General features: G+C 54.5%; 14 protein-coding genes. 4 read left to right on the top strand and 10 right to left on the bottom strand.

Features of this window, described 5'->3' with window-relative positions:
• Positions 1-54 precede the first annotated feature (54 nt).
• Together DD586_RS05465 and DD586_RS05460 are read left to right on the top strand one after the other, a co-directional pair.
• On the top strand, positions 55-831 hold the full coding sequence (locus tag DD586_RS05465) for an SDR family oxidoreductase (RefSeq protein WP_012883818.1): 777 nt from the start codon (positions 55-57) through the stop codon (positions 829-831).
• 61 nt (positions 832-892) lie between these two features.
• On the top strand, positions 893-1753 hold the full coding sequence (locus DD586_RS05460) for a thioredoxin family protein (protein WP_012883817.1): 861 nt from the start codon (positions 893-895) through the stop codon (positions 1751-1753).
• 83 nt (positions 1754-1836) lie between these two features.
• On the opposite strand, the gene DD586_RS05455 is transcribed toward DD586_RS05460, so the two are convergent.
• From DD586_RS05455 to menF, 8 genes are all read right to left on the bottom strand, one after another.
• The gene (locus DD586_RS05455) at positions 1837-3033 is read right to left on the bottom strand and encodes a nicotinamide mononucleotide deamidase-related protein YfaY (protein WP_012883816.1); all 1197 of its coding nucleotides are present in this window, start codon (positions 3031-3033) and stop codon (positions 1837-1839) included.
• A gap of 218 nt (positions 3034-3251) precedes the next feature.
• Positions 3252-3797 carry a YfaZ family outer membrane protein gene (locus DD586_RS05450; protein ID WP_012883815.1) on the bottom strand — a complete coding sequence of 182 codons (546 nt, stop codon included), beginning with the start codon at positions 3795-3797 and terminating at the stop codon, positions 3252-3254.
• A gap of 133 nt (positions 3798-3930) precedes the next feature.
• Positions 3931-5322 (bottom strand): o-succinylbenzoate--CoA ligase, encoded by a 1392-nt coding sequence (gene menE / locus DD586_RS05445; protein WP_012883814.1) that lies wholly within the window; start codon positions 5320-5322, stop codon positions 3931-3933.
• A complete protein-coding gene (gene menC, locus DD586_RS05440; protein ID WP_012883813.1) occupies positions 5310-6278 on the bottom strand; it encodes an o-succinylbenzoate synthase in 969 nt (322 codons plus the stop codon). Before menC ends, menE begins: the two co-directional genes overlap by 13 nt.
• Positions 6278-7135: a 1,4-dihydroxy-2-naphthoyl-CoA synthase gene (gene menB / locus DD586_RS05435; protein ID WP_012883812.1), complete on the bottom strand. Its 858-nt coding sequence runs from the start codon at positions 7133-7135 to the stop codon at positions 6278-6280. The genes menC and menB overlap by 1 nt, the downstream gene beginning before the upstream one ends.
• Positions 7119-7910, bottom strand: coding sequence for a 2-succinyl-6-hydroxy-2,4-cyclohexadiene-1-carboxylate synthase (menH, locus tag DD586_RS05430; RefSeq protein WP_041164316.1), 792 nt, complete (start codon positions 7908-7910; stop codon positions 7119-7121). Before menH ends, menB begins: the two co-directional genes overlap by 17 nt.
• Positions 7910-9586 carry a 2-succinyl-5-enolpyruvyl-6-hydroxy-3-cyclohexene-1-carboxylic-acid synthase gene (gene menD / locus DD586_RS05425; protein ID WP_012883810.1) on the bottom strand — a complete coding sequence of 559 codons (1677 nt, stop codon included), beginning with the start codon at positions 9584-9586 and terminating at the stop codon, positions 7910-7912. Before menD ends, menH begins: the two co-directional genes overlap by 1 nt.
• Before the next feature lie 98 nt (positions 9587-9684).
• Positions 9685-11010 carry an isochorismate synthase MenF gene (menF, locus tag DD586_RS05420; RefSeq protein ID WP_012883809.1) on the bottom strand — a complete coding sequence of 442 codons (1326 nt, stop codon included), beginning with the start codon at positions 11008-11010 and terminating at the stop codon, positions 9685-9687.
• Between the two features lie 1090 nt (positions 11011-12100).
• Between menF and rcsD the strand changes: the two genes are divergently transcribed.
• Together rcsD and rcsB are read left to right on the top strand one after the other, a co-directional pair.
• Positions 12101-14770 carry a phosphotransferase RcsD gene (gene rcsD, locus DD586_RS05410; RefSeq protein ID WP_012883808.1) on the top strand — a complete coding sequence of 890 codons (2670 nt, stop codon included), beginning with the start codon at positions 12101-12103 and terminating at the stop codon, positions 14768-14770.
• Positions 14771-14776: 6 nt separating this feature from the next.
• Positions 14777-15427, top strand: coding sequence for a response regulator transcription factor RcsB (gene rcsB / locus DD586_RS05405; RefSeq protein ID WP_012883807.1), 651 nt, complete (start codon positions 14777-14779; stop codon positions 15425-15427).
• Positions 15428-15518: 91 nt separating this feature from the next.
• Here the strand turns inward: rcsB and rcsC are convergent, their stop codons facing one another.
• Positions 15519-18407, bottom strand: coding sequence for a two-component system sensor histidine kinase RcsC (gene rcsC / locus DD586_RS05400; protein ID WP_012883806.1), 2889 nt, complete (start codon positions 18405-18407; stop codon positions 15519-15521).
• 108 nt (positions 18408-18515) lie between these two features.
• Positions 18516-21149 (bottom strand): DNA topoisomerase (ATP-hydrolyzing) subunit A, encoded by a 2634-nt coding sequence (gene gyrA / locus DD586_RS05395; RefSeq protein WP_012883805.1) that lies wholly within the window; start codon positions 21147-21149, stop codon positions 18516-18518.
• Positions 21150-21390: the final 241 nt, after the last annotated feature.

The raw sequence follows: 21390 nt of genomic DNA, 5'->3' as shown, positions 1-21390 counted from the left end.
GACTAACAGTTAACCACGACTCTTGATATTTAAGCGTTTTCGTTAGGTAAAGTTATGCAAAAAGCGGTTTTGATTACCGGTTGCTCCAGCGGCATTGGCCTGATTGCCGCTCAATGTTTGCAACAACGCGGCTATCGCGTACTGGCGGCCTGCCGCCGTCATCAGGATGTGGCGCGCATGAATTCGCTGGGCTTTGAAGGGATTGACCTGGATCTCGACAACAGCGCCAGCGTCAGGCAAGCGGCGGATATCGTGATTGCCCTGACCGGCAACCAGCTCTACGGCTTGTTCAACAACGCCGGTTACGGGCTGTACGGGCCGCTTAACACCATCTCCCGTCAGCAACTGGAACAGCAGTTTTCCAGTAATCTGTTTGGCACCCACCAGTTAACCCAGCTGTTGCTGCCCGCCATGTTGCCGCACGGCGAAGGACGAATTATCCAGACCAGCTCGGTCATGGGACTCATCTCCACCCCAGGGCGAGGCGCTTACGCGGCCAGTAAATACGCGCTGGAAGCCTGGTCCGACGCCTTGCGTATGGAACTACACGGCAGTGGTATACATGTATCGTTGATCGAACCCGGCCCCATCAGTACCCGATTCACCGACAATGTGGCGCAGACGCAACAGGATAAACCGGTCACCAACCCTGGTATCGCCAGCCGTTTCACGCTGCCACCGCAAGCCGTGCTGCCGAAATTGATTCACGCGCTGGAAAGTCCACGCCCGAAATTACGCTATCCGGTCACGTTGCTTGCCCATGGCATTACCGTACTGCGTCGCGTGCTACCGGGCTGCGTGCTTGACCATCTGCTGCGGACAAAATCCTGATTCGGGGTTGAAGTGTCGGACATCACCCCCATAATGGCTAAAAAGGCTGAGAGAGAATGACATGTTTGAACAACACGCCAACGTGATTGATATCAACGAGACCAATTTGCATCAGGTGCTGGAACAATCCATGAGCGCCCCGGTGCTGTTTTACTTCTGGTCTGAACGCAGTACTCATTGCCAGCAACTGGGCCCTGTGCTGGACAAACTGGCGGCGGAGTATGCCGGTCAGTTTATCCTGGCGAAAGTAGACTGCGATGCTGAGCAGCGTGTGGCGGCACAGTTCGGTCTGCGCGCTATTCCAACGGTGTATCTGTTCAAGGACGGTCAGCCCGTAGACGGTTTCCAGGGTCCACAACCGGAAGACGTCATCCGCGACCTGCTGCAACGTGTCTTGCCGAAAGCTGAAGACCTCAAACTGGCGCAGGCGCAGCAGCTGATTCAGGAAAACCAGTTAAAAGAAGCGGTGGTTCTGTTGAAAGACGCCTGGCAGTTGGACACCAAGCGCAGCGACATCGCACTGTTGCTAGCGGAAGTGCAGATCCAACTCAATCGCTCCGAGGATGCGCAAGCGGTGCTGGATACGATCCCACTGCAGGATCAGGACACCCGTTATCATGGGCTGGTGGCGCAAATCGAATTGATGAAACAAGCGGCGGATACACCGGAGATTCAGCACCTCCAACAGCAACTGGCCGCGTCGCCGGATAATCAGGAACTGGCGGTACAGCTGAGTCTGCAACTGCATCAGGTCGGGCGTAACGAAGAAGCGCTGGAACTGCTGATGGGCTTGCTGAAAAAAGATCTGGCGGCGGCCGATGGCAGTGCCCGCAAGACACTGATGGATATCATGGCAGCACTGGGTACTGGCGATGCACTGGCTGCCCGATACCGCCGTCAGTTGTACTCTTTGTTGTACTGATCCTTGTTGTACTGATCCTTGGCGAATTTCTGACGCTAACGACGGGGGCCACGGCCCCCGCTTTCGTTTTCCCAAGTGGCAGATTAGCGCGTCGCCAGCACGCTTATCCAGCCATGACCGCCATACACTGGCCAGCCGTTAAACCAGCGGCGCAGCATATTCATCGCCAACATCGCCACCACATCCTGATGGGTTTTGCGGCTATAGCGTCGCGCATTCACCTGAATGGTCTGGGCAAATGTCCCTTCTGGGGTATGCAACGCCAGCGTCAGCACCCCATCTTCCTCAGAACGCCCCACATATAACGCTAATTGCGCCTGATGACGCTCTGCCAGCGTTAGCGTCTCTCCGGCAGCATCATCCAGCGTTAATGCGGTCTTCTCCAACCGTAACTCACCGCCGGATAGCGGGACCTCCGCCTCGCGTAACTGCCAGTTAAGCAAACCGGCGGTGAAGTCTTCCGCCACCGCCAGACGCAGCCCACGCTCGCGAAGGCGTCGGGCCAATTGCGCAGGTAACCCCTCCGTGCCCTCGAAAATCATATTTTCGCCAGCCACGTCACGCACTGTTTGCCACACCGCTTCCATCTCCTGACGCCGGGCTGCGGGGCCAGTGAGTTTCAGCTCGATTATCGGCATCGAGGAGCGATACCCCAGCACGACGTCTGGTGGTAACGGCAAGCTGTCAAGCTGGCTGGCCAAGTCGCTTTCGGAGCGCCCAAAGGTGGTCAGCCGCAGGCACAGTGGCGGTTCAGCTACCGTAAAACGCTGGCGAAGACGCGGTAGAATCTGCTGCTCCACCATCACTTTAAATTCAGAAGGCACGCCGGGGGTGAAAAACATCAGACACCGGTTCAGTTGCATGGCAAACCCACAGGCGGTACCGACCGGGTTATCCACCAGTTCCGCACTGGCAGGCAGTTGTGCCTGTTTGCGGTTACTATCGGCCATAACACGGCCACGCTCGGTGAAAAAGGCCTCCATCCGGACGAGCCATTCAGGATGTTCAACCAGCGTTTCTCCGGCAGCGGTAGCGGCCGCCAGCGCGCTGAGATCATCACTGGTCGGGCCCAACCCACCATTGACGATCAGTACGTCAGCTCGCTGGCTACGCTCGGTTAACGCGGCGACCAGTTCTTCGAGCTTATCGCCCACCGTCATGCGGCTGGTCATCGGCACACCCTGTGAAAACAGGTAATCCGCCAGCCAGGCGGCGTTGGTATCCACAATCTGCCCGTGCAGGACTTCATCGCCGGTACATAACATCTCAACCCTAAGCATCCACGGCACTCCTTATGATGGTTTCACACCACTTTAGAAATTCGTCGCTATAAACACAATGGTGCGTTTTGCCTGATAAACGCGTTAGCGGGCAAAACGTGTCACCGGATAAAAAGACAAAAGGCGTGACTCAGCACGCCTTTTGTTTTTAAAAATCGATCGCTTGTACAAATCGACTGTTTATACACACCGACAGTGTGTACAGATTGATAATGGGATTAGAAATTCAGCCCCACGCCAACGTAAGCGGTATCCGCGACACGGTTATCGTTGCTGGATTCGCCAGACGCCATATTGATATAGCGATAACCGACATCCAACGATAACGGACGGAACGGCTGCCAACGCACGCCACCACGGGCTTCCACATAGTGATCAACGTGGCTGGAGAACGCGTCCGGCGAGTAATACCCTTCACCGTACAGGGAAATAGAACTGGTCATCGGTACCTGCAATCCGCCACCCAGCGCCACGCCATAACCGTCTTTAAAACGATTCTGGTTCAGATAAAGCCCTTTGGCACCGACTTTCAGCGACGCATTACTCAAGGCGAAGGTATAATCCACACCGGCGCTGTAAACGTCGTTACTGTGTTTGTCATCATGACCCCAGCCGACATTACCAGACAAACCGGGCATGCCCAGACCGAAACCTGCGCTGGCACCGGTGTAATTTCGTCCTGCTTCCCCGGAAAGACTGATGGCATGAGCGGAAACCGTCGCCAGCAGCAAACCTCCCGCCAAAGCAATACCCCACTTTTTCATATCTATAATCCTTAATACGATTAAGTTAAACGCGCATAGCACGATAATGTTAACAGGCATTTTACCCGAATATTCAGCGGCCAAAAGCGTAAATAACCGCAAGCGTAATACGATTGGGCTGGGAATCAGGCGGTTATGCCAGGCTGCGCGGTTGCTGTTCCACCCAGGCTTTCACCTGTTGACGGGAGATTTTTATCCCGCCGTTTTTCAATTCGTCCGGCAACAGGTAACAGGCTATCGGACGTTGAAACCCCGCCAGCCGGGATTGCCACCACGCAACTAATTGCGACAGCGGCAGATTGTTCGCCACCTCAACCACCGCCACCGGACGCTGACCGAACTCGGGGTCATCCACGGGCACCACGCACGCGTAGGTCACATCCGGATGTTGCATCAGCACGGCTTCCACATCCTCGGGTTGAATACCTTCACCCCCGCTGAAAAACTGATTATCCAGCCGCCCCAGAATTCGCCATTCGCGACCATTCCACTGGCCGCGATCACGGGTATGAAACCAGCCTTTCGCGTCAGTAAGCGGGTTGACCCGCCCTTCGCGCCAGTACCCCAACGCCAGACAACGGCCACGCAGCAAGATCTCCTCACCCTCCAGCATAATCTCACGACCAGCCAGTGGTAACCCAACGCCGTCATGGCCGTCCGCGCGCTTGGCGCAGACTGTCGATGCCAGTTCGGTAAGACCGTAGCCACACCAGCAGCGGATCCCCCGCGCTTCGGCCTGTTGCATCAGCTCTGCCGGGATCATCGAACCACCCAGCAAGACCGCCCGCAGGCTTACCGGTGAACGATTCTGCGACAACAAACGCCAGAGCTGGGTAGGCACCAGAGAGGCATGGGTGCACACGCGCAACGCGACATCCAGCGGCTGGTCTGGTTTCACGACCAGTGACGCACCGGCGGCCAGCCAGCGCCAGACGATCCCCTGTCCGGACACATGAAACAGCGGCAGCGACAGCAGCCAGCGATCGCCAGCACTGAACGCCATCAACGCCAGCACACCTTCCGCGCTGGCAAGATGCGCTTCACAGGTATGCACCGCGGCTTTCGGCATGCCGCTGGAACCGGAGGTTAGAGTCATGGTCGCCAGCCGTTGCGCCGCCCATGGCAGCGGTGGCGGCATCTCTGGTGCTGACAGGGGTGACGGCACATGTAACGGCATGATGCCTTGCGGCCAACCGTGTTCGCCGGTACACAACCCATACTCGATATTCAGTGACGGCAACAACGCATCCAGCAGCGTATCCGGCAGTTGGGGATTCAGCGGCAACAGACGTGCGCCGCACTGCAACAACGCCAGATAACAAAACAGCATCGTGGTGCTGTTTTTACCGCGCAGTGCGACCCCCATCCCCGGCTTAACCCCCTGACGCACGAAACCGATCGCCAGTTGATTCAGATGTGTTGCTACCTGCTGCCAGGTCCAGATTCCGCTGTCGTCTATCAGCGCCGGGGCCATCGGCTGCGATACCGCCCAGCTTCGCCAGGGCCAGTCGCTCAGGCCTGCCATACCTGCTCCAGACGGTCTACCGTCATCAGCGGTAACGTACTATCAGGCCAGGCGCGAACGACCTGCGCCTGCATCAGGTCCAACGTATCCAGCCCCGGTAGCACTCCCGGCGTCAGCCAATGCGCCACCCGTGCCAGCTGCGTCAACCCCAGACTGGATTCAATGCTGGAACTGATAACCGCCGTCAAACCGGCCTGATGCGCCTGCTCAGCCAGTTGTCGACAACGGCTCAGACTGCCAGTGAGTGAAGGTTTGATGATAATCGCCGCCACACCCGGCTCCGCTTGCACCTGAAACCCCGGCTCACGCACGCTTTCATCCCAGGCGATAGCAATACCGGTGTCCCTGGCGAAATCGCGTGACTCGTCACGCGTTTTACACGGCTCTTCCAGAAAAGCGATGCGGGCACGATAAGCCGGTGTGACATAGCGGGCAAAGCCGTCAGCCTTCTGCCGTGTCCAGCTACGGTTCGCATCCAGACGCAACCGCAAATCAGGCAAGGCTTCCAGCAACAGATTGACGATCATACCGTCACGTACTGCCTCATACAGCCCGACTTTCACCTTTGCCAGCGGCTCGGGCAGGTGCTGCAACATGGCAAACAGCTCATCCGGATCGCCACTACACAGCGGAGCCTTACGGTAATCTGCCGCGTCGGGTAACGCCCCGGCCAATTCTGCCAACGCGCAACTGACGCCGAAATCCACCGACGGCATCCCACATTCATCCGGTGTTTGCCCAGCCAGCCAATGTTGTAACGGCACCTGCGCCGTATTGAATGCCTCTTCAAGCGTTTCCACGCTGAACTGCGGTAGCGGCGCTATCTCACCCCACCCTTCGCGCTCGCCATCACGCAAGCGAAGCAGCAGCCCATCACGGTTTTTCAGACGCTGGTTACGCAACACCACCCCAGCGTCCATCGGCACGCTGTAACGATAGAGGGTAGCCTCGCGCATCAGGGGTTCCGTTTGAATTTGCTGAAATCAGGCTGACGTTTTTCATTAAAGGCATTACGGCCTTCCTGCCCTTCATCCGTCATGTAGAACAGCATCGTGGCGTTGCCCGCCAATTCCTGCAAGCCCGCCTGCCCGTCGCAGTCTGCATTCAGCGCCGCTTTCAGGCAACGCAGCGCCATCGGGCTGTTTTGCAACATCTCACGGCACCAACGCACGGTTTCTCGCTCCAGTTCAGCCAGCGGCACCACGGTGTTAACCAGGCCCATATCCAGCGCCTGTTGAGCGTCATACTGACGGCACAGGAACCAGATTTCACGGGCTTTTTTCTGCCCCACGATACGCGCCATGTAGGACGCGCCCCAACCACCGTCAAAAGAACCGACACGCGGCCCAGTCTGACCAAAAATGGCATTGTCCGCCGCGATGGTCAGATCGCACATCATGTGCAGCACATGGCCGCCACCAATGGAATACCCGGCCACCATCGCCACGACCGGCTTCGGACAGGTACGAATTTGACGCTGAAAGTCCAGCACATTCAGGTGATGAACGCCGCTATCGTCCTGGTAACCGCCGTAATCGCCACGGACTTTCTGATCGCCACCGGAACAGAAGGCTTTCTCACCGGCACCTGTCAGGACGATGACGCCAATACCATCGTCATGACGGGCATTGTCCAGCGCCTGAATCATCTCCTTTACCGTTTGCGGGCGAAACGCATTGCGCACCTGAGGACGATTGATGGTGATTTTGGCGATGCCGTCGGTCGACTTGTGATAGAGAATATCGACAAAATCCCCGCTGCAATCGTGCCATGTTACCGGTGCGTAAAGCAGTTCTTCACTGGGATAAAGCATAGTGGATCTTCCTTTCGGGATACGAAATAAACTGGCGAACCCGGTCGGCATAACCTGACGGATTCGCATGATGAGCGTTGTGCCCGGCACCCTCCACACTCAGCAGCGGTAAGCGATGCTGAGTGGCCAGCGCCTGAAATTTTGTGTCCTGGCTACCACAAAGGTAACCGAATGGAACCTGTAACTGATGCAATGCGTCAATCAGACAAGGCTGACGAGACAAGGATGTCGCTTCCAGCATATCGGCGACGGCAGGCCCGTGGTTACTGCTGCGCAGTGTTATCAATGCCGTGCGCTGCACTGGCGATAACTGGGCAAAAACGGGTTGCTGATACCAATCCGCCAGTACGCTATCGAGCGGCTCAGCGCGAAAACGCCGCGCCCAGTTGGCATCATGCTGCTGTCGAGCCTCGCGTTCGTCTGGCGATGCCAACCCCGGATGCCCGCCTTCCACCAACAGCCCCTGCAACCCACCCGCCGCGCCCTGACAGGCGTGGTACATGGCAATGCGACCGCCCAGCGAATACCCCAGCAACCAATACCCGGCTACGCCCTGTTGCGCTAGCAACACGGTCAACTGCTGACTGACATCGGCGAAATCAGCCACCGTTAACAGCCGGGACTCGCCGTGCCCCGGTAAATCCACCAGCAGCAACGAAAAGTCGGTTAAATACGGCAGCACCGGTTGCCAGTCCTCACCACTGCCGAGCAGTCCGTGCAGCACCACCAGCCAGGGTTTTCCCGGCTGTGGCTGCCCCAGACGACGGCAATGCATTACCACGTCGACACCTCAGCCAGTAGCTGTTGCAGTGTTTCAGCCCCTGCTTTGGGCTCGACTACCACTTCAAGCAATGTCGTGCCACCCAACCGCCACCCATTGCTGACAGCTTCCTGCACGTCTGACCATTGCTGCGCCCTGGCATAACGCAGCCCAAACAGCGCCGCCGCATGGCGGAAATCCACCTGCTGTGGCATGCAATAGAAGGTTTCGCGTTGAGCTTCTGGGGTCGGCAATAACGAGAAAATCTGCCCGCCATTATTGTTTACCACCACCAGCACCAGTGGCGCAGGTGGCTGGCGCAATAATGCCAACCCATTGAGGTCATACAGCGCCGACAGGTCACCGACAATTGCCAGCATCGGCCGGGCGTTAGCACGCTGTACGCCAGCCAGCGTCGACAGCAGTCCATCAATACCGCTGGCGCCACGGTTGGCGTACACCGGATACCCAGCAGGTAAACGGGCAAACGCATCCACCAGTCTGACCGTCAGGCTGTTGCCGACAAAAAATTGCCCTTCTGGCGGCAGCAGTTCCGTTACGCGATGTGCCAGTTGCGCCTCACCGAAACCACTGGATAAGCGGGTGGCAACCTGGCAGGCAACCCGTGCCGCGCAAGATTCCACCTCCGGTGCCCAGGCAGGCTGTACTGCCACTGGATGAGCAGCCAGCCAGTCGGAAATATCGGCAACCAGACGACGCCCACGATGGTGGGCAGGATCGAGCCGCCCCGGCAGGGCATCAACCAACCAATACTGTTCAGGTGCTATTGTCGCCTGCCACTGCAACAGTCGTTTACCGGTCAGGCTGGCGCCAAATTGCACCACCATGTCAGCCTGACGCAACGCGTCCGCCTGCGGGTGCTTTAGCCACACATCGGCGCAGGCCAGCGGTTGGCCTGTCTGCGATAAGACATCGCCGATAAGCGGCCAGCCGAGCTGACGCGCCCAATCAGCTATCTGAACACCAGCCTGTGGCGGCACTCGCCCGACCAGCACGACACCACGCCGCTGCCGCCATTGCGGCCAGTCTGGCTGCATTGGCACCATCGGCAATGTCTGTTCATGCTGTAACCACGGCTGGGGGTGATGCCACCAGTCGCCCAGCGCCTGTAACCAGTCCTGAAACGCGGCCGGATCGTCATCACCGTATAACGGCTCAGCGAAGGGGCAGTTAATATGCAATGCACCGTGGTGTAATTCCCCCAACGCATTATCGAGTGCAGACACCAGCCAGCGAGCGGGAATATCTGGGGTAGGACGCGGCAATTCCAGTGTCACCGTCGGGTGAGAAGCAAACATACCGGGTTGCCGAATCGCCTGATTCGCGCCGCAATCGATAAGCTCCGGTGGGCGATCCGCCGTCAGTATGACCAGCCGTTCGCCGGTCAATCCCGCTTCAATGATCGCAGGATAAAGATTGGCGGCCGCCGTACCGGACGTCACCACCACCGCCACGGCTTCACCTGAGGCCTTAGCCAGCCCCAATGCCAGATGACCAAGACCACGCTCGTCAAAATGGGTATGGCATACCAGCGCCGGATGCGAGGCCGCCGCCAGCGTTAACGGGGTCGAACGTGATCCGGGCGCAATACAGACATGGCGCACGCCTTGATGGCTGAGCGCCTCGAAAACCACCGTTGCCCAGCGACGGTTAAAAATATGTGTGGACATGATCGACTCAACAACTCCGGTTGCGGGTTGTGGCAATAATTATATTTTTTTTCATCCGGCCAACTTTGATATAGGCCAGTAACAGGCAATAAATCGCGCTATGAAATAGCCTCGTCCAGCAACGATTTTAACCCGGCAGCCTTATTCTCCAGCTCCTGCCATTCTTGCTCAGGATCAGATCCCGCCACGATTCCCGCGCCAGCATATAGCGTCACTTGACTCTCAGCCACGCTGGCGGAACGCAACGCTACGCTAAATTCAGACTGCTGGCGCGACAAATACCCGGCCGAACCGGCATACCAGCCACGCTGAAACGGCTCATGTTGAGCCAGAAATGTCCGGGCTACAGCACGCGGCAACCCGGCCACAGCCGCAGTCGGTTGCAATAAATACAGACACTCGCTATCCGTACTACTGCGCAGAGTCGCCTGAATTGTTCGCCGTAAATGCTGGACCTTGCGTAAACGCACAATCTCCGGCGGCATCACATCCAGCGTCAACGCAACCTGATGCAACCGCTGGCAGATATCGTCCACTACCAACATGTTTTCACACTGGTTTTTGACATCGTTCATCAGCCACTCTGCCAGTTCAGCGGCTTTTTCATCATTCTGGTGACTGGCAACCGTTCCCGCCAGCGCCTCCGTTTCCAGACGGGTATGCCGTCGGCGATAGAGGCGCTCAGGGCTGGATCCAAGAAAGGCCTGATGCGGTGCAAATGCCAGCATAAAATGGTAGCAGTGGTGATTAACGGCACGACTGGCCGCCATTAATGTTGTTGCCCGCAAAGGCTTATCAAGCGATAAGACCGTCTCTCGTGCAGGCACGACTTTTTCCATTTTGCCAGCAGCGATATCCGCCAGTGCCTGATGCAATAACGCAATCCACTGCTGGCGATCCGGACAATGCTGGGTGGCTTCAATGCGGGAATGCAGTTGCGGCAACGGTTGAGGAGCGTGTAGCTGGCGCAGAAAGTCCTGTGCGTCGCGAGCCTCGGCGCGCAGCGAAATGTCGCTGAATAAATTCACCCGCAAACGAAGGCGCCGTCCTTGCCGTAATAAGGCAATACGCGGCAAAAACAGAAATGAAGACGTGTTGGCTCCTGATGGGCGCTGTTCAAAGGCGTTCAACCCCCACAAACGCACACTGTCATCCACATCATGACGTTGCAGAAATGCCTCGGCGTGCGCGACATCCTCAAACACACGCGCCTGACCACACACCGCTGCTTCTTCATCATCCTGACGGTGCTGCCAGTAAAACTGCGGATAAACAGGCTGCGAGGCCAGCCACGCCAGCAATTGCGAACTGTCCTGCAATGACATGGTCAGCGTAATCGCATGAAAACCTGCCTGCTCCGGCAAGGGTTCGTTGAGTGCCTGATGCATCTGGCGCAGCAGGTCGGAGAATTGCAACACATTCACCCCATAGCCTAACTGAAAGTAGGGAATTATACGGGCCTATCCCTACAAAAAAAAAGTCATTAGCTTGATATCTACCCCGTAATAACCCGCATATTCACCTATTATTTCTGTATTGCGCTCACAATCTGGCAAGATGCGCTAAACACATCCGATGTGAAGCGCATCGCCATAAGCTGCCCAAACGGTATTGTATAACCAGACGGCCTGCGATTTCCGTTTGCCTACCGACATATTAGCCACACAATCGCCTAAAATAGTTTCCCAATAATTCTGCGTCAGTAACGCAAATTGCCACAAAATGAAACACCTCTTTTTACCCTTATAAAAAACAGGGATTATTGTGTTTTTCTTCATCCTGACTATTTATGCCTTTTTCTATTTATTCCTGCGATAAATCAATCGATAAAAGCGCTGATTGTTCGTCTGGCATATAACAATGGGTAGTATTTATTTTACCTGTAGCGACTCACGTGAATACCGCAAGAAGCCCTAAGCGCCTGACTGCGTAAACAACGTATTGTATAAACAGCCATGGTATAAATCGCTACCGCACAGAATGAAAAACAATCCGGTGAAGTTAGCATTAAGTGACAAATTTCTTATTACCGACGGCCCTAGAATTCCATTGCCATCATCAAATTTCACTCCGTTTTATCATAAATTACCTTCTCCTTGCCGGGTTGTTCCCGGCATTTTTTATCTGCACACGCATTGTAGAATTCGTGGCGTATTTCCCGCTGACCTAACACTTCAGCGGCTGTACCCTCTGGTTGTCGTCACACTTCCCCTTTCGATAAAACGCCACAATTGTGGTAAAAATACCCTTCTGTCAGGTTCAGTGACGATAGTTATTTAGTAATGGATACGATTTCAGGTTCCTTTTTACGTTCTTTCACACATGCTCTGTCATCGCGGTGGGGTAACAACGCGGTGCGCCTCGCCATGCGGGCTGCTGGTTTTATTGCCCGTCATGTCCTCGCAGGGAAGGCATTCATGGCGTGGAGGCTGCCGGTACCCGGCGTTGTCCTGCCACGACTGACAGATAGCGTCAGTCCTCATCTTTTTATCTGTTCATCAGGAGCCTGATGTCATGCCTGCGGTTATCGTGCGTTTTTTCCTGCTGTTTATCCTGTTGTTGCTACTGATGACCGGCACCTATAGCTATAACTATGTTACTAGCTGGATGACGGAGAAAAAATCCACCCTGACAGACATTGCACAAGGCATGCAAAAGCGTATTGACGCCTACCGTTTTTTTACCGACCAGATCTACAAAAACTTCATCAATGACGCCAGCACGCCGACTCCCCCTGGCGTCAATCTGATTACGCTGATGCCGAACGTGTTTTATGTCGAAAAGAGTGGTCATAAAACCGATGCATTAGTATTCGGGCCCTACGACAAGAGCACCCTCGGCACCATGCAACGGATGTCGCAATATCTGGATGTGTTATGGGGCGCGAAGACTGATATCTACTCGATGTACTACCTCAACGGGCAGGACAATAGCCTGACGATGATTTCCACCCAGCCGCTGAAAGATATCTCGTCGCAATTCCGTGGTAGTTATTTGTCATCCATGGTGGAGTCACGCAAAGCCGAGATGCTACAGCAGGCGAATACGCTGGATGAACGTGAAAGTTTTTCCCCCTTGCGTAAACTGCGCTTTTACAACGATTACTATTTTACGCTGCGTACCACCTTCAATCAGCCTGGGCATCTGGCCACGGTTATTGCATTTGATTTATCCATCAATGATTTAATTCCTCACTCGCTATCTCAAGACAGCTTCATCCTTCGACAACAGACCCCACCGGTCAACGCCGACGCCAGCGCTGATAACGACATTCCCACCGACATTCGTCGCCAGGGTTCCTTACTGGAAATCTCCGCCCAGTTAATGAACGCGCCGATTAAGCTGGTGTATGCCATTCCGTTGGGCCGACTGGTGGCGGATATGCTACGCAATAATATCTGGCTGATTGCGCTCAATCTGGCGTTGCTGTTTATCTCACTGGCGTGGTTTTACGCGTTACGACGCTACTATGCCCGCCCCAAAGATGACCGGTCTCATCACCTACAAGAACAGCAGCGAATGTACAGCGAAATTGTCAGCCGTATCCCGATAGGCGTACTGGTTTACGATTTCAACAACAATAAAGTGATGGTGGCCAACGCGCTGGCGGAAAGGCTTTACCCTCACCTTAGCCTGAAAAAAATCTCCACGCTGGCAGAAGAACATCAAGGGGTGATCCAGGCTACCGTGGATAATGAAATGTACGAAGTCCGCGTTTTTCATAGCCAGCATACGCCTTCTCTGTGCCTGTTCCTGTTGCGCGAGCAGGATCAGGAAATACTGATTACCAAAAGGCTGCAGCTGGCGCAGCGGGAGTTCGACAAGAATGTGTCGGTTCGCAAGCGCCTGTTCCGTAACCTGAGTCAGGAGTTCCGGCAACCGTTGTCCGCTGCGCACCAATTGGCGCTGGCGCTGCGTCACATCGATACACCGTCAGAGCAGCAGAAAACGATCCAGACGCTGATAGCCGAGACCAGCAGTGCTATCCGTCTGATGGAAAACATCGCCCTACAAGCACGGCTGGAAACCGCTGAATGGCATCTGGTGCATGGCTCGTTTTCACCACTAACGTTATTCGACGATTTAATCCTGGAGCTGCTGCCGCGTATCCAGCAAAAAGGGCTTAAGCTGTTCAATCACTACAAACTTGACCCACGCCAGACCTATCTGGGCGACAGCGAATTGCTGAAGAAAACCCTGTCGTTACTGTTGGATTACTCCATCACCAATACTGATTACGGCAAAATTACCCTCTCTTGCGAGCTGTCGGCCCATGCTGCCGATCAGTTGCTGATCCGAATCAGCGACACTGGCACGGATATCTCCGGTATGGAACGGGATAATCTGGTGCATCCATTCGCCACCCCCCCACTTTCCGATCGCTTCCGCCACAATTCCGGATTAACCCTATTTTTATGCAATCAACTGTGCAACAAACTGGGCGGTCAACTGCAAATCAATAGTCGGCCAGGACTCGGTACCCAGTATGTGCTGACCTTGAAAATGCAGCCGGAGCCACTGCCTGCACAAGAAGATGAGAAATTATTGGACGATATCACACTGCTTCTGAATATCACCTCGGACGAAGTTCGTACCATTGTGAGCCGTATGGCTGGCAATTGGGGCGCGGATGTCGTGGTTTATGACGAGCGGCTGGTGAATCAGGATGCAGAGATCACGATTACCGATGATCCCAACAGGGTGAATAGCGATACGTTGCTGGTTACCAGTGACGATACGCAGTTGATCCCGCTGGGGCACCGTCGTCTGCGTACCAATTACAATATCAGCCAACTGCTGCAGGACGGTCTGCTGAAACTGATCGAACAGCAACTGGAGACAAACACGGATGATGGCCTGTCTGAAGAACAGGATGATATCGGCTTCTATGTCCGTCAGTTACACAACAGTGACTACTATTCCTTGTTTGTTGATACAGTACCGGAGGACATAAAGAGACTATATACTGAAGCCCAAAATGGCGATTTTTTGTCACTCGCGCAAACCGCACACCGCCTGAAGGGTGTCTTTGCCATGTTGAATCTTCATCCCGGCAAGCAGTTATGTGAAGCGCTGGAAAAGCTTATTACCACCCAGGATCGTGCGCAGATAGAAGACCATCTTCAGCAGATAGACAGTTTTGTCACAGCACTGTTGCAGCCTGGTGGCCAACAATACGAGTAAAAAACAATGAGCAATCTAAACGTAATTATCGCAGACGACCATCCTATTGTTTTGTTCGGCATTAGAAAATCGCTGGAACAAATTGAATGGGTTAACGTCGTGGGTGAATTCGAAGACTCGACAGCCCTGATTAACCATCTTCCCAAACTGGACGCCAGCGTCCTGATCACCGATTTATCCATGCCAGGCGATAAATACGGTGATGGCATTACCTTAATTAAATATATCAAGCGCCACTTCCCCCATCTTTCCATCATCGTGCTGACCATGAACAACAACCCGGCTATTCTCAGTGCCGTATTGGAGTTGGACATCGAAGGGATAGTATTGAAGCAAGGGGCACCGACTGACCTGCCCAAAGCACTGGCCGCGTTACAAAAAGGCAAAAAATTCACGCCGGAAAGCGTCAGCAAGGTACTGGAAAAAATCAGCGCCAGCGGCTATGGCGATAAGCGCCTGTCGCCGAAAGAAAGTGAAGTGTTGCGCCTGTTTGCCGAAGGCTTCCTGGTTACCGAAATAGCCAGAAAGCTCAACCGCAGCATTAAGACTATCAGCAGCCAGAAGAAATCGGCCATGACCAAACTGGGCGTGGACAACGATATTGCGTTGTTAAACTACCTCTCCTCGGTCGGCGTGTCGCCGTCTGACAAAGAGTAATCATCTTGTCGGCAAACAGGCTTGTTTGCCGACCCCCTCTTTCTTTGTGACGTGGTGATAGGTCGGCAAAGACTGCATAACGGCTATACCGTTACGCCGTGTTCCCCAATCTGACCAGATTACTGTAATACGACAGTGACTGTTGCAATGTATCCAGCGTCACCGGTTTGGACAGGCAATTATCCATCCCGGCCTGCAGGCAGCGTTGCCGCTCCTCGGCTAATGCGTTAGCCGTTACACCAATCACCGGCAGTGTCTGTCCCATCTCCCGCAACCGCTGAGTAAAGCGGTAACCGTCCATATTCGGCATGTTGACGTCAGTAAGGACAATATCTACCGGGTTTTTCGCCAGCACGTCCAATGCATCCAGCCCGTCATTGGCAGTAATCACCTGATACCCGAGCGAACCGAGCTGGTCAGCCAGCAACCGACGGTTAATCGGATGATCATCCACCACCAGCAGGCGAATATCGCCATTTTCAGTACGACTGTAACTGACCGTCGACAGGGAAGATGCTGCCGTCGAAAGCGCTTCTTCTCCCCGATAAATACGCTGCAACAGCGTCGGCAGTTCATGTAATACGGCGGTACTGTAGAGCCAGTACCCAGTCCGGACCTCCTGAGCAGCGCCGGCATGCGTTCCGCTGATTTCCACACAGACGTGCGTATTCGGTTCAACCTCTGGTGGATGGTCAACTATCATCACGTCATCGTGGCCTACCGTGAGCTCCTCTTCATAGCGCTGAACGCCCAGACCACAGGACTGGAGTAAATCCAGCAGATAGCGCTCCATCACCGCATTGCGAATCTGTAGCCAGCAGGTTTTTCCCTGCACATCGGGTAATGGTAATGTCTGCGGATAGCTCGCACGGTAAAGCGGAATACGAATGCCGAACTCACTACCAAGCCCCGGCTCGGATTCAATCGTAATGTCGCCATCCATCAGGCTGACCAGTTTTTCACAAATCGCCAGCCCCAACCCAGTCCCCTGAAAATGGCGCTGCACACCGGTTCCAGCCTGAAAGAACGGGTCAAACAACTTCATTACGGCACGGGTATCGATTCCCACCCCGGTATCCCGCACTTTAAACACCAGATACCCTTCATCGCTGCACACCACCTGAAACACGATACAACCGGTATCGGTGAACTTGATGGCATTACTAAGCAGATTACTCAGCACCTGTTGTAGCCGCACCGCATCTCCCATCAATTGCAAGGGGACGCGAGGGTCGATATAGCAATACAACTCGAGGCGCTTTTTCACCACCAGCGGCAGATAGTTGCTCACGATGTGATTGATCACCTCACGCGGTGCAAACTCGCTGGGCTCAATCTTCAACTGTTCCGATTCAATCTTCGAGAAATCAAGGATATCGCTGATGATCTTCAGCAGCAGCGCTGAAGAATTTTGCATTGCTTCCACCAGTCGGTTGGCATCCGAGGGCAGCGATTTAGTCTGCAGCAAGTCCAGGTTGCCGATAATCCCATACAGCGGCGTACGCAGTTCATGACTGACTGTCGCTAAAAACATCGATTTGGACTGGCTGGCCTGTTCGGCGGCATTCGCCATTTCCTGCAATGACTCTTCCATACGCACCCGGGCGCTGACGTCAAGCAAGACACAAATAGCCACATTCTCGTTGCGATAGCGTGAGTGTACGAAACTGATTTGCAAATGGTGATTGCGCCCGGTCACCACATCCAGCGATTTGGACTGCTGTTCGCAAATGATACGAATAATGCGTACCCGGTCCTCATACGTCAGGAGGCTGAGGTAATTGTGCGCCAGCTCATTACTGAGGATATTGGTGCCGTCACTAATCCTTAAAATACAAATCCCGACGGGGGCCGAAGCCACGATTTTACGGTTAAATTGCTCATTTTCTTCCAGTTGGAACGCGTTACGCTCGGCTGGCAAAAAGATCTTGCGTTCAAAAAGACGCGTCAATAAAAACAGACAGATAGCCGACATCAGGTTCAACAACGCGATATTGATCATCAGCGTATTGAGCGACATCAGCAGCACTTCCAGCGGCAGTGAATACACCACCGCCATTGACGTTGGCGGTAGTGCCTTTTTCATCAACAGCGCACTATACCCATCACTATAACCGAAGTAATTGTTCGAGTCGGGATAACGGCCAGGAATATTGCCGCCAGACTGACTATTGGTCAGTTGCAATAATACGCGGTCATTTTGGTCCAGTAATCTGATACTAAACGGCAGGTCGCCATTGAGCATGAAATCATCCAGCCGGATGGTCTGCTCTATCCCCATCATGGTGACCAGATGATTATCGACATACACCGGTGTCAGCGCGTACAGATACCCCTCTTCCGGCGTCGGGCCGGGCGTCACCCAAAACAGGCTCTCCTCGCGGCGATTGCCGGTCAGGTTGGATTTCTGGTTCTGTAACCGCTCCTGCACGCTTTTCAACAGGCTATCGCTATCCAGCGATTGATTGCGGATACTAAAATCAACGAGACATTGCTGGCTGCCATCAATAAAAAAGATACGGTTAAGGTCATACACCGACGAAAAATCATCATGCCACTGCTCAAAGAAACCGCTCAGTGACTGCAACTGGGTAGGGTTCTTTGCGTACTGCTCGGCGCAGTTAAACGTGGGTGATAACGGGTAAACAGAAAACGGCGTTTTTTTGGCCGATGGATGTTCGCGAGATAACGTCGGAGTACTGAAGCGATTGGCGGCGATATACCGTAATTCACGTGCAACATCCGTAGTATGGCGGATATACCCCAGCGACTGTTCAAAATTGAGTGAGAAAATCTGGCGCAGGTGCGATTCCCGCTGATTCAGTTCCTTGTTCACGTAAAAAACGGAAATCAGCGCACCCAGAATCCACAGCGTGGTCGCCAGCACCCGGAACATATACCGGGAGACTTTGAGGGTAGTCTGAAAAGAAGCGATAACTTTCAAAGGGATACCGTAGAGGTTGTCAGCACGGGAAAACACGGTCAGAACCAGTCGATACAGTACCGATCCTGCATAAAAAAAGCCAGCGCATCAGGCGCTGGCTCTTGCGGGGTTACCGGCAGGACAATTTACCTGCAGGACAAGGCATTACTCATCGTCTGCGGGTGCATCATCATCACTTTCCGGTTCGTCGATATCCTCTTGCGGCAGTTCACCGTCAACCGGCACCACGCTATCGAGTTCATCGTCTTCCACCGGCTCAGCCACACGCTGCAGACCAACTACACGCTCTTCCTCAGCGGTACGGATCAAGGTGACCCCCTGCGTATTACGGCCAACAATGCTGACCTCGGATACGCGGGTACGCACCAGCGTACCGGCATCGGTGATCATCATGATCTGATCGGCGGTATCAACCTGCACCGCACCAACCACTTTACCGTTGCGCTCGCTGACCTTGATGGAAATAACGCCCTTAGTGGCACGCGATTTCACCGGGTACTCGGTCACGGCTGTACGCTTACCGAAGCCGTTTTGCGTCACGGTCAGAATATCGCCATCACCGCGCGGAACAATCAGCGACACGACGCGATCGTCATCCTGCAGATTGATGCCACGTACCCCAGTAGCCGTACGTCCCATCGTGCGCACCGCGGACTCAGAGAAACGTACCACCTTGCCTTCGGCGGAGAACAACATCACTTCGTTGCTGCCGTCGGTCAGATCGACGCCAATCAGTTCATCGCCGTCATTCAGATTGACCGCGATAATACCGGCGCTACGCGGACGGCTGAACTCAGTCAGCGCGGTCTTCTTGACCGTACCGCTGGCCGTCGCCATGAACACATTCATCCCTTCTTCGTACTCACGTACCGGCAGAATGGCGGTAATGCGTTCATCCTGTTCCAACGGCAACAGGTTAATAATCGGACGACCACGTGCACCGCGGCTGGCTTCCGGCAACTGATAGACCTTCAACCAATAGAGGCGACCACGGCTGGAGAAACACAGGATGGTATCGTGAGTATTGGCCACCAGCAGACGGTCAATAAAGTCCTCTTCTTTGATACGAGCGGCAGATTTACCCTTACCACCACGACGCTGGGCTTCATAATCGGTCAACGGCTGATACTTCACATAACCCTGATGCGACAGGGTCACCACCACGTTCTCTTGGGAGATCAGGTCTTCAATGTTGATGTCAGCGCTATTGTGGGTGATCTCGGTGCGGCGCGCATCGTTATACTGCTCACGAATAGCCTCCAACTCCTCACGGATCACCTCCATCAGGCGCTCAGGGCTACGCAGGATGAACAGCAACTCGGCTATCTGCGTCAGTAGTTCTTTGTATTCATCCAGCAGTTTTTCATGTTCCAGACCGGTCAGTTTCTGCAAACGCAGGTCCAGAATCGCCTGCGCCTGCTGTTCGGTCAGGCGATATTTGCCGTCATGGATACCGAATTCCGGCTCCAGCCATTCCGGACGCGCGGCGTCATCACCCGCACGTTCCAGCATCGCGGCCACGCTGCCCAGTTCCCACGCCTGTGCCACCAGCGCGGTTTTTGCATCGGCCGGGGTCGAGGCATGACGAATCAGTTCGATGATGGGGTCGATATTAACCAGCGCAATCGCCAGACCTTCCAGGATATGGGCGCGTTCGCGTGCTTTGCGCAGCTCGAAAATGGTACGACGCGTCACCACTTCACGGCGGTGACGAACAAACGCCGCCAGAATGTCCTTCAGGGTCATCAGCTTCGGCTGACCCTGATGCAACGCCACCATATTGATGCCGAAGGACACCTGCATCTGGGTCTGGGAATACAGATGGTTAAGCACCACCTCGCCCACGGCATCACGTTTGATCTCAATAACGATGCGCATGCCGTCCTTGTCGGACTCATCACGCAACGCGCTGATACCGTCGATGCGCTTGTCTTTTACCAGTTCGGCTATCTTTTCAATCAACCGTGCTTTGTTCACCTGATAAGGGATTTCATGCACGATGATGGTTTCACGACCGGTCTTGGCATCCGCTTCCACTTCGGCGCGCGCGCGGATATACACCTTGCCGCGGCCAGTACGGTAGGCTTCTTCAATACCGCGTTTGCCGTTGATGATAGCGGCAGTCGGGAAATCCGGCCCCGGAATGTGAGCCATCAGCCCTTCAACGCTAATGTTCTCATCATCGATATAGGCCAGGCAGCCGTTAATTACTTCAGACAGGTTATGGGGTGGAATGTTGGTCGCCATCCCCACTGCAATCCCGGAAGAACCGTTGACCAGCAAGTTGGGGATACGGGTGGGCATCACGTCCGGGATCTGTTCTGTGCCGTCATAGTTAGGCACAAAATCCACGGTTTCTTTGTCCAGATCGGAAAGCAGTTCGTGGGCAATCTTCGACATGCGTACTTCGGTATAACGCATCGCTGCGGCGGAGTCGCCGTCGATGGAACCGAAGTTGCCCTGCCCGTCTACCAGCATGTAGCGTAACGAGAACGGCTGGGCCATACGCACAATCGTGTCGTAAACCGCGCTATCACCGTGTGGGTGATATTTACCGATAACGTCCCCGACCACACGGGCCGATTTCTTATAAGGCTTGTTCCAGTCGTTACCCAGCACACTCATCGCGTACAGCACGCGGCGGTGTACCGGCTTTAGACCATCGCGAACGTCCGGTAACGCACGCCCGACGATGACGGACATGGCGTAATCCAGATATGAACTTTTCAGCTCTTCCTCGATGTTGACCGGTGTTATTTCTCTGGCTAGGTCGCTCATGGAGCCGCTATCCCTCTATTCACATCTACCCGATTTTAAAAGGTGGAAAATGATATCATAAACCGGGGTTTCAGGGGAAACTTCGCGCCGGTTTGCGGGTGCTTCTTTACCGGATGCGGCGCATTTCATTGCGGCAGTGCTACCGTCATCACAAGACGCCGCAAGTTATCAAGCCAGTGCGAGCGACTACACCCAGCGCCTTTCGCTCGCTATACTCGGCCCCAGTCAATTATTGATGAAA

Origin of the sequence: Dickeya parazeae Ech586 (genome assembly GCF_000025065.1) — a bacterium.
Taxonomy (GTDB): Bacteria; Pseudomonadota; Gammaproteobacteria; order Enterobacterales; family Enterobacteriaceae; genus Dickeya; species Dickeya zeae.
Note: the sequence above shows the minus strand (reverse complement) of the source record. Positions and strands in the feature narration are given on the sequence as shown.

Coding starts and splice junctions, on each gene's coding strand:
- menB (WP_012883812.1), bottom strand. CDS start 7,135: ATGCTTTATCCCAGTGAAGAACTGCTTTACGCACCGGTAACATGGCAC.
- DD586_RS05450 (WP_012883815.1), bottom strand. CDS start 3,797: ATGAAAAAGTGGGGTATTGCTTTGGCGGGAGGTTTGCTGCTGGCGACG.
- rcsD (WP_012883808.1), top strand. CDS start 12,101: ATGCCTGCGGTTATCGTGCGTTTTTTCCTGCTGTTTATCCTGTTGTTG.
- DD586_RS05460 (WP_012883817.1), top strand. CDS start 893: ATGTTTGAACAACACGCCAACGTGATTGATATCAACGAGACCAATTTG.
- menD (WP_012883810.1), bottom strand. CDS start 9,586: ATGTCCACACATATTTTTAACCGTCGCTGGGCAACGGTGGTTTTCGAG.
- DD586_RS05465 (WP_012883818.1), top strand. CDS start 55: ATGCAAAAAGCGGTTTTGATTACCGGTTGCTCCAGCGGCATTGGCCTG.
- gyrA (WP_012883805.1), bottom strand. CDS start 21,149: ATGAGCGACCTAGCCAGAGAAATAACACCGGTCAACATCGAGGAAGAG.
- menE (WP_012883814.1), bottom strand. CDS start 5,322: ATGGCAGGCCTGAGCGACTGGCCCTGGCGAAGCTGGGCGGTATCGCAG.
- DD586_RS05455 (WP_012883816.1), bottom strand. CDS start 3,033: ATGCTTAGGGTTGAGATGTTATGTACCGGCGATGAAGTCCTGCACGGG.
- menH (WP_041164316.1), bottom strand. CDS start 7,910: ATGCATTGCCGTCGTCTGGGGCAGCCACAGCCGGGAAAACCCTGGCTG.
- rcsB (WP_012883807.1), top strand. CDS start 14,777: ATGAGCAATCTAAACGTAATTATCGCAGACGACCATCCTATTGTTTTG.
- menC (WP_012883813.1), bottom strand. CDS start 6,278: ATGCGCGAGGCTACCCTCTATCGTTACAGCGTGCCGATGGACGCTGGG.